Raw genomic sequence first — 15924 nt, 5'->3', positions numbered from 1 at the left:
GGTTAGCTCAATAGGATCGTTTTTGGATGAGAGAAAACTCTTGGAGCGTTCCAAAGAAAGTCGCGTATTTGGCGCCGTATCCGGGCAGATCAGTGCCAAAAACCCGCCCCAAGCTGACTGAAATGTAATCGAACAGTTTGCGTTCATGTGGCATCGTGTACTCGCACTGTGACGTTGGAAATCTTGTGATTCCTCCCTGTCCAGCCGGCCCTAGAACACGGAATTTGCTAGGTATTCGTCAGTGGTTTTAACGAGCGTCAAAAAGTAAAAAACTAGATATTCCCTAAAAACCTAGAACCAACAGCTTTTGCTGTCAGGAGTCTTGCATGTCATTCCTTAAAACTACCACCGTAGCTGTTGCGCTGACTGCGGGTTTGCTTCTGAGTGCAGTTGCTCAGGCGCATCCAAAGCTGGTTTCTTCTACTCCCGCTGAAGGATCGGATGCGGCGGCTCCGTCTAAAATCGAACTGCACTTTTCTGAGAATCTAACGACTCAGTTCTCTGGTGCAAAGCTGATTATGACCGATATGCCTGGTATGCCGAATTCACCTATGGGCGTAAAAGCTAACGTGGCAGGTGGCGGTGATCCGAAGACGATGGTTATTACACCCGCATCGCCATTGACCACGGGTACTTACAAAGTCGAATGGCGTGCCGTTTCCTCGGACACTCACCCGATTACCGGCAACTTTTCTTTCAAAGTGAAATGATTCATGAGCGACTCATTAAATATCGTTGTTCGCTTTGCTCTTTATTTCGACCTGATGCTGTTATTTGGACTGGCAATTTTTGGTCTTTATAGCCTCAGGGGAAAAGAAAGAATATCGGGAACAGTTTTGAATTTTGAGTCGCTTCTTTACAGTACTTCTGCTGTAGGTGTAGCTCTGTCCCTTGCCGCCATGTTGTTACTTGCGAAAGCAATGAGTGGCGTGTCGGGTTTCATGGAGCTACATCACCATATCTTTCAAATGGTTCTCATGGGGACTGACGTCGGTTTGACCTGGATGGTCCGAATAGGGGCGTTGGTGACGGCCATTATTGGCGTTTCCCTGAACAAGCGCTTTCCAACACTGAGTCTTTGGATTGTCACTGTCTGTGGCGCGATTGCGCTAGCGACGCTGGCATGGACAGGGCACGGAGCAATGGACGAGGGGAGCCGTCGCTACTGGCACTTTATTAGCGATATCTTCCATCTTTTGGCCGCAGGCGGTTGGTTGGGTGCGCTAGCGGCATTTGCCCTGCTGCTGCGTTTGAAATCACTGAAAGGTGAGCGAGAAGCACGAATTCTTGCTCGGGTACTGACAGGGTTTGAATCGGCCGGCGCGGTGATTGTAGTGATCATCAGCATTACGGGAGTGGCGAACTACCTATTTATCGTTGGGCCAAATCTCGATGAGGTGATGCTCAGCACTTATGGCGAGTTGCTATTTTTGAAGGTCCTGCTCTTTGCCGGGATGATCGTATTAGCGACGCTCAACCGTTTTCACCTAAGCCCGCTCTTGGAACGTTCTGTTCGAAATGGAGACTATGCTGTCGCGGTCAATGCCTTGCGCCGTAGCATGAAGCTCGAATTTTCAATGGCAGTCATCATTATTTGTCTAGTCGCATGGTTAGGTACTTTAAGCCCGGTCATGGAAATGAGCGCGGCATAGCGGTTGGTGATGGCCGACTAAGGAGTCTCAAGGGTGAATTGTAAGGGCCATTTGCACCGTCTACACTCCAGCTCATGAAACGCTACCTGCGGTTTTGCCTAATTTTCCTGATTAGCTTGGCGCTTCCCCTCAGCGGGATGGCGGGTGTTCAGACATCGATTGAACCATGCCCGATGAAAACCATGGGCATGGCGATGATGGATGGTATGGGGCAAGACTGCTGCCACGACATGAAAAGTCCCACCGAGCATGGCAAACCTTGTAAGCCCGGTCAGGAATGCAAAACTGGCGGCATGTTGCAAGTATCGATCATCAAGCCTCCTATCACCCTGTCCAGTCCTCTCATTCTATCATTCTCCAGCCATTTCCCGCTCGTACAAACCTCTTCAGGGGTATGGCGACCCCCACGTACTTGATTCCTGTACCACACTGAGCCTCATTCCGCGTTAGCGGGATGGCATATCTGCGCGCATGTCTTATGAAGCGCGCGGTGGATCATCACAGGAATCGTGAACATGAACTCCAAGTGCTGTTGCACAGGTTGGTCCTTCCTGGCCGGCCTGGCGGCAAGCGTACTTGCATTGCCGAGCTTCGCTAGCGCATTGACATTCGATGAAGCGCTGCGTCTGGCCGAAAACAATGCACCATCGTTGACCGCACAAGACGCCAAAATTCAAGCAGCCACTAGCGCGGCCATTCCCGCCGGCGAACTACCCGATCCCAAGCTACTGCTGGGCGTGCAGAACTACCCCATTGGTGGACCCGACAGATGGAGCATCGACCAGGACTTCATGACCATGCAAGTGGTCGGGATTAGGCAGGAGATGCCCAACAGCGACAAGCGCAAAGCACGTATCGAGGTCGCGGATGCGGCTGTTGATCGAGCGTCAGCCGAGCGTCGAGTGGCGCGTCTGAACGTCCGACAGTCCACGGCATTAGCCTGGATCAGAAGCTACTCGGTTGAGCGTAAAGATGCGTTGTTCCAGGACTTCTACAAAGAAAACCGTCTTCTGACCGATACCGTCAGAGCTCAGATTGCGGGTGGCCGAGCCCAACCCGCCGATGCGGTGACACCTAAACAGGAAGCTGCTCAACTGGCTGAGCAGCAGGATGATTTAGTTCGTCAACGTGCACAGGCCCGGGCCGCCCTCAAGCGCTGGATTGGCCCTGCCGCCGATGACAAACCGGTAGGCGGTTTGCCTGATTGGCCTATTGAGACCTCAGGTTACTCCCATAAGCTGCAACATCACCCCGAATTAGCGGCTTTTGTGCCGATGACCCGTGAAGCACAAGCCAAGATCCGTGAAGCTGAGGCGGAAAAGCAGTCTGACTGGAGCTGGGAATTCGATTATCAGCACCGAGGCCAACAATTCGGTGACATGGTCAGCGTGCAGTTTTCATGGGATCTCCCGCTGTTCCCTAACTCTCGGCAAAACCCCAAGATTGCGGCCAAGCACGCCGAACTAAACCAGCTTGAGGCTGAGCGCGAAGCCCTGTCACGCGAGCATACCCAGCAACTGGAGGATGAGTTGGCTGACTACGAGCGCCTCAATCGTGCAGTCAGCCGTAATCAGGAAAGCTTGTTGCCGTTGGCTAAAGAAAAGGTCGAACTCACGATGGCCAGCTACCGCTCCGGCAAGGGTGATTTGAACTCGGTTGTTGCCGCCCGACGCGAACTCATCGAAGCCCGTCTCAAGCAGGTTGACGTTGAAGAGCAACGTGCCCTGACCAGCGCTCGCCTGTATTTCTCTTACGGGGAGTCCGCTCAATGATTTTTAAATTATGGAAAGGGACTTTAATCATCGGCATCTCGATTGCCTTGGGTGTTGCCGGGGGTTACTGGTTAGCCCAACCGCGAATGAGCGGAGTAGCTGGTGTCGTACCGGATCATGAACCCAAAGCCTCTGCCGATCGAAAAGTTCTGTATTGGTATGATCCCATGTACCCACAACAGAAATTCGATAAACCGGGTAAGTCACCCTTCATGGACATGCAGATGATCCCTCAATACGCAGATACCAAGGGGGACAGCGCTGCCATTCGAATTGATCCAAGCCTGACTCAGAACCTTGGTGTGCGACTGGCTAGTGTCAGTCGAGGCGTATTTGCCTCGACACTGAACGTGGTAGGTGTGCTGGCCTTCAACGAACGGGACGTTGCAGTCATTCAGGCCCGTACAGCGGGTTTTGTCGAGCGTGTGTATGCCCACGCACCTGGTGATGTGCTGAAAGCGAATGCCGCCTTGGCAGATATCTTGGTGCCGGAGTGGGCAGCTGCTCAGGAGGAATTTCTCGCCCTCAAGCGTAGTGGCGATGCTGGCTTGCTGACAGCGGCCCGGCAGCGACTGCGGCTAACCGGAATGCCACTTACGTTAATTGCTCAAGTTGAGCGCACTGGCAAAGTTCAATCGAACCTGACGCTGACCAGCCCTATTGGTGGTGTGCTTCAAGAGCTGAGTGTGCGTGAAGGTATGACGGTGGCCGCAGGCGAGACGTTGGCTCGTGTTAATGGTTTGAGCAGTGTCTGGCTGGCCGTGGCTGTACCAGAGGCGGAAGCTGGGTCAATCGTAGTAGGGCAAGCAGCTGAAGCGCGTTTATCCGCATTCCCTGGAGTTGTGCTCAAGGGCGTCGTCAGTGCGATTCTTCCGGAAACCAGTTCGGACAGTCGCACACTTCGCGTTCGAGTTGAGTTACCCAATCCAGATGGCCGACTCAGACCAGGTTTGACCGCACAGGTAAGCCTCAATCGTTCAACGGAGCAAAGTGTTCTGTGGGTGCCGAGCGAGGCCGTCATTCGTACCGGTCGACGTGCGTTGGTCATGCTCTCTGAAGACGCTGGTCGATATCGCCCGGTGGAGGTGCAGCTAGGCCAGGATAACGATGGCAAGACGGCGATATTGAAAGGCTTGGAAGAGGGGCAGAAAGTGGTGACCTCTGGCCAGTTCCTGCTCGACTCGGAGGCCAGTCTCAAGGGCGTTGTCGCAAGCTCATTGGACGTTTCGCCATCTACTATGCCCGTTGGCGCTTTGCATGAGGCCGATGGTCAGATCGTTGAGATCAACGACAAAGAAGTCACGCTCGCCCACGGTCCCTTCAAGACATTGGGTATGCCAGGCATGACGATGACTTTCCCTCTCGCCACTCCTGCTCTGATGAAGGGCCTAAAAACGGGCGACAAGGTTCGGATCGCTGTTAGCCAGACGGACGATGGTCTGCGTGTTGAACGTCTGGAACGCTCTGGGGGCCAGCCATGATTGCGGCCCTTATTCGCTGGTCGGTGGCCAACCGCTTTCTTGTGTTGCTGGCGACGCTGTTCGTCACGGCATGGGGGATCTGGGCGGTTCAAAGTACGCCCATCGATGCATTGCCAGACCTGTCGGATGTTCAGGTAATTATCCGTACACCTTACCCAGGCCAAGCCCCACAGATCGTCGAAAACCAGGTGACCTATCCACTGGCAACCACCATGCTCTCGGTACCTGGGGCCAAGACTGTGCGCGGTTACTCCTTCTTTGGCGACAGCTTCGTTTATGTGCTGTTCGAAGACGGAACTGACTTGTACTGGGCCCGCTCGCGGGTGTTGGAATACCTGAGCCAGATACAAAGCCGCCTACCAGCCAGTGCTAAGCCAGCCTTAGGACCTGATGCCACTGGCGTTGGCTGGATTTTCCAGTACGCGTTGGTTGATCGCAGCGGTGGGCACGATCTGGCGCAACTGCGAGCCCTACAGGACTGGTTTCTCAAATTCGAGCTCAAGACGCTGCCGAACGTTGCGGAAGTTGCCACCGTAGGTGGCATGGTCAAACAGTATCAGGTCCAGCTCGATCCGCTAAAGTTGGCGAACTTGGGTATCACGCAGTCTGAGGTGACCGAGGCGATCGGCAAAGCCAATCAGGAAACCGGTGGAGCCGTGCTGGAAATGGCGGAGACAGAGTTCATCGTACGAGCTTCCGGCTACCTAAAGACGCTCAATGACTTTCGCGCCATCCCGCTCAAACTGGGCGCGGGCAGTGTGCCGGTCACGTTGGGCGATGTTGCCACGATTCAGTTAGGGCCTGAGATGCGTCGAGGCATTACCGAACTCGACGGTGAAGGTGAGACCGTCGGCGGCGTGGTGATTCTGCGCAGCGGGAAGAATGCTCGTGAAACCATTGCGGCGGTCAAAACCAAACTCGACGAGCTGAAAAGCAGTCTGCCGGCGGGGGTTGAAATCGTCACCACCTACGACCGCAGCAAGTTGATTGATCGTGCCGTGGAAAACCTCAGCCACAAGCTGATCGAAGAGTTCATCGTCGTCGCGTTGGTCTGCGGAATCTTTCTCTGGCACCTGCGTTCATCTCTGGTGGCAATCATTTCCCTGCCGGTTGGGGTGCTGATCGCCTTCATCGTGATGCGCTATCAGGGTATCAACGCCAACATCATGTCCCTTGGCGGGATTGCCATCGCCATCGGCGCTATGGTCGACGCTGCCGTGGTGATGATTGAAAATGCCCACAAGAAGGTCGAGGCTTGGCACGTGGCCAATCCTGGGGAGGAACTGAAAGGTGAACGTCATTGGCACGTGATGACTGAAGCGGCTGCCGAGGTAGGACCTGCATTGTTCTTCTGTCTGCTGATCATCACCCTGTCGTTCATTCCGGTGTTCACGCTGGAGGCTCAGGAAGGACGTCTATTCGGTCCATTGGCGTTCACCAAAACCTACGCTATGGCCGCAGCGGCTGGACTGTCGGTAACTCTCGTACCGGTGTTGATGGGGTATTGGATTCGTGGACGAATTCCCAATGAGCAGCAGAATCCGCTAAATCGCTGGTTGATCCGGATCTACGAACCCGCTCTGGACGCCGTATTACATCGACCTAAAATAACGCTGCTGGTTGCGTTGCTAGTCTTTGTCAGCGCGTTGTGGCCGATCTCTCGTCTGGGTGGTGAGTTTCTTCCCCCGCTGGACGAAGGGGACCTGCTCTATATGCCATCAGCTCTGCCTGGATTATCGGCGCAGAAGGCCGCGCAACTGCTTCAACAGACTGACCGTCTGATAAAGACAGTTCCAGAGGTCGAACACGTTTTCGGCAAAGCCGGCCGCGCTGAAACCGCGACTGACCCAGCACCTTTGGAAATGTTCGAAACCACCATCCAATTCAAACCACACGAACAGTGGCGCCCAGGCATGACCCAGGAAAAGCTCGTTGAGGAGCTAGACCAAGCGGTGCGTGTCCCAGGATTGACCAACATCTGGATACCGCCGATTCGTAACCGCATCGACATGCTGGCCACTGGCATAAAAAGCCCTATTGGTGTGAAGGTTGCCGGTACCAACCTGACGGAGATCGATGCCGTCACCCAAGCCATCGAACGTGTTGCCAAGGATGTCTCAGGTGTGAGTTCAGCGTTGGCCGAACGACTGACCGGTGGCCGCTATATTGATGTGGATATCGATCGTAAAGCTGCGGCCCGCTATGGGTTAAATATTGCCGATGTGCAATCGATCGTGGCCGGCGCAATCGGCGGTGAAAACGTCGGGGAGACGATTGAAGGGTTGGCTCGTTTCCCAATTAACGTACGTTACCCTCGTGAGTGGCGGGATTCACTCGGCGCTCTGGAGCAGTTACCTATCTATACCCCTCTAGGCAGCCAGATCACTCTTGGCACCGTTGCGAAGATCAAGGTCAGCGATGGTCCGCCGATGCTTAAGAGTGAGAACGCCCGACCTTCAGGCTGGGTGTATATCGACGTGCGGGGACGGGATATTGCTTCGGTAGTCGCCGATCTACGACGGGTCGTCAGCGAGCAGGTTAAGTTGCAGCCTGGTATGAGCCTGAGCTACGCAGGACAGTTCGAATTTCTCGAAAGGGCCAACGCACGACTCAAGCTGGTGGTGCCTGCCACGCTGTTGATCATCTTCGTGCTGCTTTATTTAACCTTTGCTCGCTTCGATGAGGCCTTGCTGATCATGGCCACTCTGCCATTCGCACTGACTGGTGGGGTATGGTTTCTCTATCTATTGGGATTCAACCTGTCGGTCGCCACTGGTGTCGGCTTTATCGCTTTGGCCGGTGTTTCTGCCGAATTTGGCGTAATTATGCTGCTTTATCTGAAGAACGCCTGGGCTGAGCGTGAAGACCTCGGCGATAGGACCGAGCACGGGCTGATGGCCGCGATTCGTGAAGGCGCTGTCCAGCGCGTTCGGCCCAAAGCCATGACTGTGGCTGTCATCATTGCTGGCTTGTTACCCATTTTGCTGGGCAGCGGGACCGGCAGCGAGGTGATGAGCCGAATTGCGGCACCCATGGTTGGAGGCATGATTACCGCGCCCTTGCTGTCGCTGTTTGTCATTCCGGCAGCCTATCGACTGATGCGTCGCCGGCACCTCTCAGTTGAGCCCATCAATCCTCAAGAAAAAGTCGTATGAAACTGACCCTGATTGCAGTTGCAAACACCGTATTTGCGCTGTCTCTTTCGGCCCACGCGTAGGACATGCCGGGCATGAAAATGTATGAATGGAATGCAAGCTCATTTAATGACAATGGCTAAGTGATTTAACGTTCGACTTTTGCAGAGCGTCGCAGCTCTTTTTTTGAGCCAGCCAATCACGAGCTGATAATAACAATACCCCGTCAGCTGGTCCCTCAAGCTTTACGGAGCTGCCAGTCGTGTTGTCTTTAATTATCACAGTAGGAGTTGCCGTAATGCCCGCTTTGAGGGCCTCCTCGACCTGTTGGCCAACATGCCGGGCGATCACTTTGTCGGTAGCTGCACAGGACAATAAGTCCTGGTAAGTAACATCAACGACGTTCAGATGCCCATTGAAACCCTCACCGTTGCTACGGGTCCGGTCAAAAATCTGGTCAATGGCTTGCCAGAAGGCAGGTGCGCCACCAAGCGCCCCCGCACATTCAGCGAGCTTGGCTTCGTGTAATGCGGTCGGACCGTGCACATCCAGTGGCAGATGATGCCACTGCAGGTTTACATCCTTCTGCTGCTGTATCCAGGTTTTCAACGCAGGTGTGTACGTCTTGCAGTAGGGGCACTCCAGATCCGCGAACTCAGTCACAGTCCAGCGTGCTTTGGAAGGACCAAACAACCACGGGCCTGTGTTGTGCGGGGATGGTATCTCACTTCGAGTGAGGGCTAAGCAGGCCATCGATGTGCCTGCCAAAACGCACCCCAGCATCAACCAATATTTGCGAAGGCCTATCATGCCCGAGCCTCTGCTGGCTTCGATGAAAGCAGCGCTTGTTTACGAAGGGCCTCAAGAAGAGCGTTCTCAGCATTCTCGGGTTGTGGGTGCTGTAGCAGCCAATTGGCTAACACCGCGTGAAGTTGGGACTCGATGTCACGACGATCCACCGCACGAACCAAAACCTGTTGCAGTTGCTCTATCAAAACGGGGGCACACACCTCAAGGGTTTGAAGGGCGTCTTCACCCGGTTGTTCAAGCAGCTGGGTCAGACTTTCTATAAGGTTCTGGGTCAGGGAATTCAATGCTCTCATGCTTGGCGCTCCAAGGCCGTGACTTGCTCGGGGAAAGTAATGATGTGAGGTTCGATACCGCGATAGCGGTCAAGCGTTGCAGCAACTTCAATGGCCGCATCCAGCTCGCTGCAGCCTTTGGCTTGCATGATGTCGAAGCGTTGCTTTTTCTCTTCCGGCTCGGTCATGGCCAGGGCCAGATACAAACTCGGTGGTACCGCCCGGAATAACATTTCCATGCTTTTGGACAACACGACGCCCTCGGTGAATTTGCCGCTTTCTTTACGCGCTGACAGCATCATCGACTTCTGTGCAGGAGTCAGTTCACGAAACCGCGCGATCTTCTCCACCTCATCAGGCGGCATGTTTAAGCACATCCACCACTCGATCATGTTGAGCAGGGCTGAGGCCTCTGGCGGCACGTCGTCAACGTTCTGGGTGGCCATCCAGAACCAGGCGCCGAGCTTTCGCCACATTTTGGTAATCTTGACGGAGTAGGGGGATAGGAGTGGGACCTTCAACTGGATGTGGCCTTCGTCGGTGAAGCAGATCAGCGGACGGCCTTTAAACTGGTCACGCTCGGCAATGTTGTTGACCGTGTTGAGCAGGGAAATATAAGCGATGGCCATCTGTGCGCTATAGCCTTCTCGCGCATAGGTGGCAAGGTCGACAATGGTAATGTCCGCTTCTGGCCATGGGGTGCCAGGACGGTTGAACATGTCGCCTTCGGTGCCCATACAGAACATGGACAAGGCTTCCGCCATCTCCAAGAATCGTGAGCTTCGGGCGTCTGGAATACCGGGCTCGAGTCCCATTTCTCGCAGCGCTTCACGGATATCTTCCGGCAGAACGATACGTTGCTCCGTCACGCATTTTTTCGCTGCATTCAGTATGCATTGGCGGATGGCGCTACGGTCGGCACGAGTAAGACGGGCATCCTCTTTTTCTTCACCACCGGTGATCATCAGCCTGGCCGCAATTTCCATCTCGCCCAGGATGTCGCGTTGTTCATCCTCGGTCTGGCTAGTCAGATGTTCGTCCGACGCCTCAAGATCATCAGCTTGGATAATCTTCACGTTTTGGCTGGGTTCGATGAGCTTCACGGCATCAGCGAATGGCGCGAGGCTGACACCCGATCCAGGTGCAAGTCGAACCCGGTTTACCGTCAAACCCAACTTTTTGGCGAAATCACCGAGTAAGCCGAAGCTGTTGCCAGCCTCCACAATGAATAGACGTGGCCGATAGATGGCGATGATTTGGCTAAGGATGTTTGTCGCGCTGGCCGATTTACCTGAACCCGTAGGCCCGAAAATGAACAAATGCGCGTTCATCTGCCGGTCCAGCTTGTTCAGCGGGTCGAAGGTTATCGGCGCTCCCCCACGGTTAAACAGGGTAATACCCGGGTGCCCGGTTCCGGTCGACCTACCCCAGACGGGGGCCAGGTTCGCAATGTGTTGGGCGAACATCAGTTGTGCGTACCACTCCAGTGCTTTGCGCGCATTGGGGTCGAAGTTGCCGGGTAGCCATCTAAGGTAGGAGTTCAGCGGTGCCACTTCATCCCGAGGTTCCACCGGCTCCATGCCCGCACCCAGCAATGCGCTGCTGAGTTGCAAACTGCGTTCGTGCAGCTGGGCATCATCTTTACCCCGCAGGTAAAACGCTACGCTACCTCTGTACAGCTTGTGCTTGCGCCCGAGCAACTGACGGGCGGTGGCGACGTCTTCGCGTGTCAGGATCGAGGCCTGAGTGTCTCCAACTGCCTTGCGTGAAAGCTGTTCCAGATGCCCTTCGAGAATGTCCTGCGGGGTGATCACGAGAGTGATACAGAGAATGGTGTCCTCTGGCATTTTGTCGAACAGTGCGTTGAGCGCATCACCGCCCTTTCGGGTTTCACCGGTTAAGTGCCCGGTCTTGGGAGCATCCCTCAAGCGGTCAAGCATCACCACCTGATGGGGAAGGCCGTCGAAATACCACAGACCTTTCTCTATATCTGACAGTGGTTCGCGATAAAACAGGTTTTGCGAGAAGTCAGTGCCGCTGGCGAGCGGCAGCTCGCCCTCTGCAGCACCAGGTGCTTGCTTGCACACCAATTCGTAGAAGCGGCGAATATCTGCATCGGCAGGGCCAAGATGATCGGGACGTGGATTGAACCAATGAATCAGCCAATGGCGAATGGCGTGGCCATCCATGCGATGGGTTTTAATGCCGGCGTTCGCCAAGCCGCCCACCAAGCGATCGCAGATGATTTTCAGGTAAGGACCTGGTGCCTGGCCTCGCACATCCGCTTGCGCGCCTTGGGTACGGCGGTAGACAACAACACGGACGCGGCGCTGTTGGCCCCTCCAGGGCAGTTGGCTGACCTTGGTGTCTTCAAACAGCCCGCCTGGTTTGGAGATGGATTCCAGGTGTTGCTTCATCAGCTTCAAATAAAGCTCGGTGAATGCACTGCCTTGTGCGCGTGGTTGAACGTAGTCATGCAGTTGCTGAAGGTAATCGTCCCAGCTGGTTTCGTCCTGGGCATAGAGCTGAACCACCCAGGGTGAGGTTTCAAGCTCGTCGAAGGAGTCCTGGAGGGCGTTTTCCAGGGCGTCGCGGGCCTTGCGTAACCATTCGGGATCCCGACCTTCAGTACCAATCGGTGTCAGCTCAAAAAAGGCAGCACGAGACACGCCGTCTTCCAATAGCATGGCTTTTTCTGCAGGCAGGTAATCTACCCACGGCAGTAGGTCTACGAAGGAGGGGTTGACGTGGTATAGACGGTCAGCATCAGCGGTTGTGGCTGGCTTTTTCTTTGGGTTACGCCAATCGCTCGGCGAGGGAATACCCATGGCAGCAAGGCGTTCGTAGTAACGCTCTGTAGCAGCCTCAAACGTCTCGGTTGCTGGTCCCTGCACATCGTCAGATAACGGCGAACCTGGTGTTACGCCAGGTTCCACACGCTCTGTCGCCCGTCGCGTTTTGAATCGTTCAAAAAAACCCATCAATATGCCTCCGTGCGTTCGCCAGGCATGGCGTATTGCACCCGCTGATACAGCGGAAACACCGTGGTGTAGCCTGGGATCGGTGCCGGGTCTGAACCCGCTAAATGAGGAAAGACGTACATCACCAGGTCGGGATTGGGTAGGCGTTTAAATTGGCTGTAGATCTCGTTTTGTGCGGTACGTGTGAACATGGTGTTGTCTGTTTCCCTCGTCTCCAGAGGCCGACGAAGATCTTGGCGTGCATCGAGCAATTGGCGGCTGCTCGAGCTGCTTGAGCCGCTGGAGCCTTGATCCCAAACGTCCATCATTGTGCGGTCCCCATGGGGGAGCAATTCGTCTTTGTTGGTGGAACAGGCCGAGGCGAGTAGGGCGATGGCCAGGTATGCACCTAGTTTTAAGCCATGATTAGTCAAGCGCAGTCGAAACATGACGGGCTCCTGAGCGATAGTTGACCTTGCGGCCATTGAGTTCGTAATCGATGGTCAGTTGCTGGTCCAGGTGCACAGCTATCTTTGCCCCGGGTTGTACATACACCGCTGCGAAGGCTTGCCCGTAGAGTTTGTTGACCCAGCTGGAGACGTCATTGACGCCCTGGCCAATAATTTTGCCCATGGCTTCACTGCCCGAGCCGCCGACAGAACCGATGGTCCCGGACTGAGGGTTTATAAAAGAGCCGCTGTTTCCATCTGACTTGATGAGGGAGGCAGCACCTGCGCCGGCGGCGGTAATCAGTACCTGCGAGCCAATGTATTGCGAGGCGTTGCTTTTGCGGTCGCCACTGATACAAGGAATGCCATAGGCATCGCTTATCCAGCCCAGGCCACCCTGAATGGTGGTTTGGTTGCCATTGTTCTGATTGTTACTATTTTGACTGCTATTCGTTTCTTCCTGAGGTTGTGGCAGCGTGCGCACAGTGCCGTCATTGAAGACGAACGTCAGGCTTTTGATCTGACCGCGTACGCAAGACAGGGTCCAATCGCCGGAAGCCGTTCCGCTGGCCACCGCGCCGGCGACGTCGGGCAAGTCGATGCCGTTGGCCGTGAGATTGTCCGGCCCGATCAATACCTTGAACGGGTAGGGGTCGTTGACAGTGCCGTCAATGGGCACCCGGCCGATCAGCGCGGACATGGCCACCGAACCCATCAATGTCGAGTTCTGCGGCAAGGTGTAGACCTTGCGCACCTGTTTGCGGGCCTCCTGTGGCGAGATTTCATTCGCAACACTTTGAGCGCCCGTGCGCAGTGCATTTTGTCCTCGGTCCACGGACTCGCCAAAAGAGGTCGGGAAGTTGAAGCCGCTTGCCGTTTGATTTGTCCCTGCAGCGATGGGCTTGCCGTTGACATCGACCGGCGTTGCGTCCTGCGGCTCTATCCAAACAACGTCCGCGCCAGGTCCGCCTTTGAAGCCTTGACCGTCACCTGGCTGAACGCCGAAGCCGATCGGCAAATCAGATCCAGACTCATTGCCACTGCCCGATTTGCTGCTCAGGGTATTGTACTGCTGCTGCAGTGTGTCCAAGAGGGTTTGGCTCTGTTGTTGCGCCTCCTGCTTCATCGTTTGCTGAACGTTCTGCAGTTTGTTATCGACGTTGAGGTCGATGTTCTGCAGGCGTTTTTGCAGCTCGATGTTCTGTTGCTTTAGTTCGTCATTGTTCTTCAAAGCATTGGAGACTTGGTCCTTGAGTTGTCTGCTTTCCACGACAATGGTGCGCAATGTGTCGCTGGGTGTATCTCCGTCAACCCCAAGCTTTTTAGCCTCCTTCGTACTAAGTACAACCGTTTCCGGCGCATGAACCTGTTGGTCGGCACTTTCGCGATTGAATAATTTGACCACTACGTATATCGCCAGGATCGCGAACGGTATGACCAGGTATTTAACAAGTGGATTACTCTTCACGACGGCCTCCCTTCGGATCGATCTGGCTGATGGCGGCCGGCAATAACGATTCGGCTAGACCATGACCACGGGTCACCAAGTAGACCGTCGAGGTGTCGCTGGAATCACCTTTGGCGCCAAGGTAGGGATGCTGAAAAGTCGCGGTGACAAAGTCACCCATCAGGTCACGCGGATCCAATGTGAGGTTTTGGGCGCTTGTGTTACGTAGCTTCACCGCCGTGACCCAATACTCGTCTAACCGCCACGACCCCAACGCAGAGGCTTCGACCGGCAATATCGGCATTAGGGTGGTGAGGTCCAAACCGCGCTTCAGATTGATCTGAGCAATCCCCTCCACGGGCTCAACGGTGCGTAGGGGCGCGTAAAGCATCTGTGCGGCATAGCGCGTCATGACCACCGGAAGAGGGGTCTCACGACGCGGTTTCGGCGCGTCCTCATCCTCCTCGGCTTGAGCGCTGGCTTGGGCCGTGGAAGAAGTTGAATGGTTGCTTGTAGGTTTGGCGTTGACTTGGCCGTAACGCGGGGCGGGACTGTCCCCGGCTACAATTTTAGCCGGCTCGGATGCGACCTGATTTGGTTTCCCTACCGTTGCGATGATATCCACGAGCATGATCTCACCGGAGTTCATGTTCTGCAGCTGTAAGCGAGTCGGTTCAATCGGCTCTTTCGCCAACAGGTAGAGGGCACCACCGGTGCTCTGCACGCGCAGTTTGTCGACGAGGTTACGAGGCAGACCCACCCGTACGTTTTGGTCCACAAAGACAATACGCTCCTGACCCACGATCAAGGGCAGTGCTATAGGGATACGATCCCAGCGCAGGATTTCGACGGCGTTGGCCAACCCGCAGAAGTGAAGGGCTACGAGCCCGATGATCAGTAGGCGGCGTGTCATCATTTGCCTCCTGCTCTGGTCGTTTCTGCGGAGACTTCGATGCGTTGTGGATTACTGCTATAACAGTCCCAGGCCAAGCCGAATGGGTTTTTTTCGGGATCGACGTCGAATCGGATAATTCTTAACGGATAGCGAGCAAATGCCCGCTTTACGCGCTCCCCGCCGTAGTGCTCGTCAGCGGTGATGTCCAGGTTGACGGTCCAGTCATTGATGCTGTGCTGTTCAATATGTTGCTCAGACTTATCGTCGATGCCTCTGCCTGGAATTTCAAATACACCCCGCTCACGTTTGCGCAGTTCCCCGCTATTGCGGCGTAGCTCGAAATCTTTCTGCAAGTAGGCTTTGCAGCTGGGAGTCAGGTAGCTTTCCAAGCGGGTAATGTTGTCCTCGTAGTCGGTTTCACCGTCAACGGGCCAACGGTTCATCTGCTGAAAAATGTACAGACCGAAGGCGTATACCGACTCCGGTGGAATATCCCACCACTTACGGGTGCTACCTGAACGTAGATCTGGAGGTACATGAACAGTTAGGTCACGCGGTGCGCTCTGCCAGCCATAAGCCATGTACAGACCCAGGGCAATGAGAAAACCAATGACCATGCGCAGGCTGTTAATGTGGGCCAGTTGGGCGTCTACTTTTTTACGGTAAGTCATTGAACCTCCGTTCGATGACAGGTCCACGCACCTGTACGAGTAATCAGCAGGGCTTTATTCCAGGTAGGAAAGAACCGCGCGATGTTCAATTGCATCTGGCGGTATAGCCATGTATCAGGTCGGCCGCGTTTCCACCGACGCAAGAAACGACTGGCAAGAAACAGCCCTAGGACAGCACAGAGCATGGCGGCGCCGATGATAAGTGCCCAAATCTGGGTCAATATCGCGGCCGGAATACCGATAACCAGCCCTGCGCCGGTGCTCAACGCCAAGGTGGCCCACATTTCGTCAGCGGTAAGGCCGCCCATGATGACTGGCTGATTGTTCAATCGCACAGGGAGGAAAATCAGGGTCCCATCGTCTGAGAGTTCTGTCATGGCC

The 15924-nt window shown here is 55.0% G+C and carries 14 protein-coding genes; 6 read left to right on the top strand and 8 right to left on the bottom strand.

Features of this window, described 5'->3' with window-relative positions:
• The first annotated feature begins 326 nt into the window (after positions 1 to 326).
• The 6 genes from copC to AC4PS6_RS25600 all read left to right on the top strand — a co-directional run bounded on the left by copC (position 327) and on the right by AC4PS6_RS25600 (position 8060).
• Positions 327 to 710: a copper homeostasis periplasmic binding protein CopC gene (gene copC, locus AC4PS6_RS25625; protein ID WP_008437424.1), complete on the top strand. Its 384-nt coding sequence runs from the start codon at positions 327 to 329 to the stop codon at positions 708 to 710.
• Positions 711 to 713: 3 nt separating this feature from the next.
• Entirely contained in the window at positions 714 to 1652 is a 939-nt protein-coding gene (gene copD, locus AC4PS6_RS25620) for a copper homeostasis membrane protein CopD (RefSeq protein ID WP_008437423.1), read from the top strand.
• Between the two features lie 74 nt (positions 1653 to 1726).
• Positions 1727 to 2068: a hypothetical protein gene (locus AC4PS6_RS25615; RefSeq protein ID WP_073844967.1), complete on the top strand. Its 342-nt coding sequence runs from the start codon at positions 1727 to 1729 to the stop codon at positions 2066 to 2068.
• Positions 2069 to 2167: 99 nt separating this feature from the next.
• On the top strand, positions 2168 to 3424 hold the full coding sequence (locus AC4PS6_RS25610) for a TolC family protein (RefSeq protein ID WP_008437421.1): 1257 nt from the start codon (positions 2168 to 2170) through the stop codon (positions 3422 to 3424).
• The gene (locus AC4PS6_RS25605; RefSeq protein ID WP_008437420.1) at positions 3421 to 4905 is read left to right on the top strand and encodes an efflux RND transporter periplasmic adaptor subunit; all 1485 of its coding nucleotides are present in this window, start codon (positions 3421 to 3423) and stop codon (positions 4903 to 4905) included. The genes AC4PS6_RS25610 and AC4PS6_RS25605 overlap by 4 nt, the downstream gene beginning before the upstream one ends.
• Complete coding sequence (locus tag AC4PS6_RS25600) at positions 4902 to 8060, top strand: efflux RND transporter permease subunit (protein ID WP_008437418.1); 3159 nt, start codon at positions 4902 to 4904, stop codon at positions 8058 to 8060. The genes AC4PS6_RS25605 and AC4PS6_RS25600 overlap by 4 nt, the downstream gene beginning before the upstream one ends.
• A gap of 105 nt (positions 8061 to 8165) precedes the next feature.
• On the opposite strand, the gene AC4PS6_RS25595 is transcribed toward AC4PS6_RS25600, so the two are convergent.
• From AC4PS6_RS25595 to AC4PS6_RS25560, 8 genes are read right to left on the bottom strand one after another with little or no spacing between them, the layout of a single operon-like run.
• Positions 8166 to 8849 (bottom strand): DsbA family protein, encoded by a 684-nt coding sequence (locus AC4PS6_RS25595; RefSeq protein ID WP_008437415.1) that lies wholly within the window; start codon positions 8847 to 8849, stop codon positions 8166 to 8168.
• Complete coding sequence (locus AC4PS6_RS25590; RefSeq protein WP_008437414.1) at positions 8846 to 9142, bottom strand: hypothetical protein; 297 nt, start codon at positions 9140 to 9142, stop codon at positions 8846 to 8848. The genes AC4PS6_RS25595 and AC4PS6_RS25590 overlap by 4 nt, the downstream gene beginning before the upstream one ends.
• Positions 9139 to 12102 (bottom strand): conjugative transfer ATPase, encoded by a 2964-nt coding sequence (locus AC4PS6_RS25585; RefSeq protein ID WP_024073351.1) that lies wholly within the window; start codon positions 12100 to 12102, stop codon positions 9139 to 9141. The genes AC4PS6_RS25590 and AC4PS6_RS25585 overlap by 4 nt, the downstream gene beginning before the upstream one ends.
• Positions 12102 to 12530, bottom strand: a complete 429-nt coding sequence (locus AC4PS6_RS25580; RefSeq protein ID WP_008437412.1) for a TIGR03751 family conjugal transfer lipoprotein — start codon at positions 12528 to 12530, stop codon at positions 12102 to 12104. The genes AC4PS6_RS25585 and AC4PS6_RS25580 overlap by 1 nt, the downstream gene beginning before the upstream one ends.
• Positions 12508 to 13998, bottom strand: a complete 1491-nt coding sequence (locus tag AC4PS6_RS25575) for a TIGR03752 family integrating conjugative element protein (protein WP_024073352.1) — start codon at positions 13996 to 13998, stop codon at positions 12508 to 12510. Before AC4PS6_RS25575 ends, AC4PS6_RS25580 begins: the two co-directional genes overlap by 23 nt.
• Positions 13988 to 14890 (bottom strand): TIGR03749 family integrating conjugative element protein, encoded by a 903-nt coding sequence (locus tag AC4PS6_RS25570; RefSeq protein ID WP_008437410.1) that lies wholly within the window; start codon positions 14888 to 14890, stop codon positions 13988 to 13990. Before AC4PS6_RS25570 ends, AC4PS6_RS25575 begins: the two co-directional genes overlap by 11 nt.
• Positions 14890 to 15543, bottom strand: a complete 654-nt coding sequence (locus AC4PS6_RS25565; RefSeq protein ID WP_020302977.1) for a PFL_4703 family integrating conjugative element protein — start codon at positions 15541 to 15543, stop codon at positions 14890 to 14892. The genes AC4PS6_RS25570 and AC4PS6_RS25565 overlap by 1 nt, the downstream gene beginning before the upstream one ends.
• Positions 15540 to 15920 (bottom strand): TIGR03750 family conjugal transfer protein, encoded by a 381-nt coding sequence (locus AC4PS6_RS25560; protein WP_008437403.1) that lies wholly within the window; start codon positions 15918 to 15920, stop codon positions 15540 to 15542. Before AC4PS6_RS25560 ends, AC4PS6_RS25565 begins: the two co-directional genes overlap by 4 nt.
• Positions 15921 to 15924: the final 4 nt, after the last annotated feature.

Source organism: Pseudomonas sp. DW-iso17 (assembly GCF_058725345.1).
The sequence above is the reverse complement of the archived record's forward strand: the minus strand, read 5'-3'. Positions and strand labels throughout refer to the sequence as shown.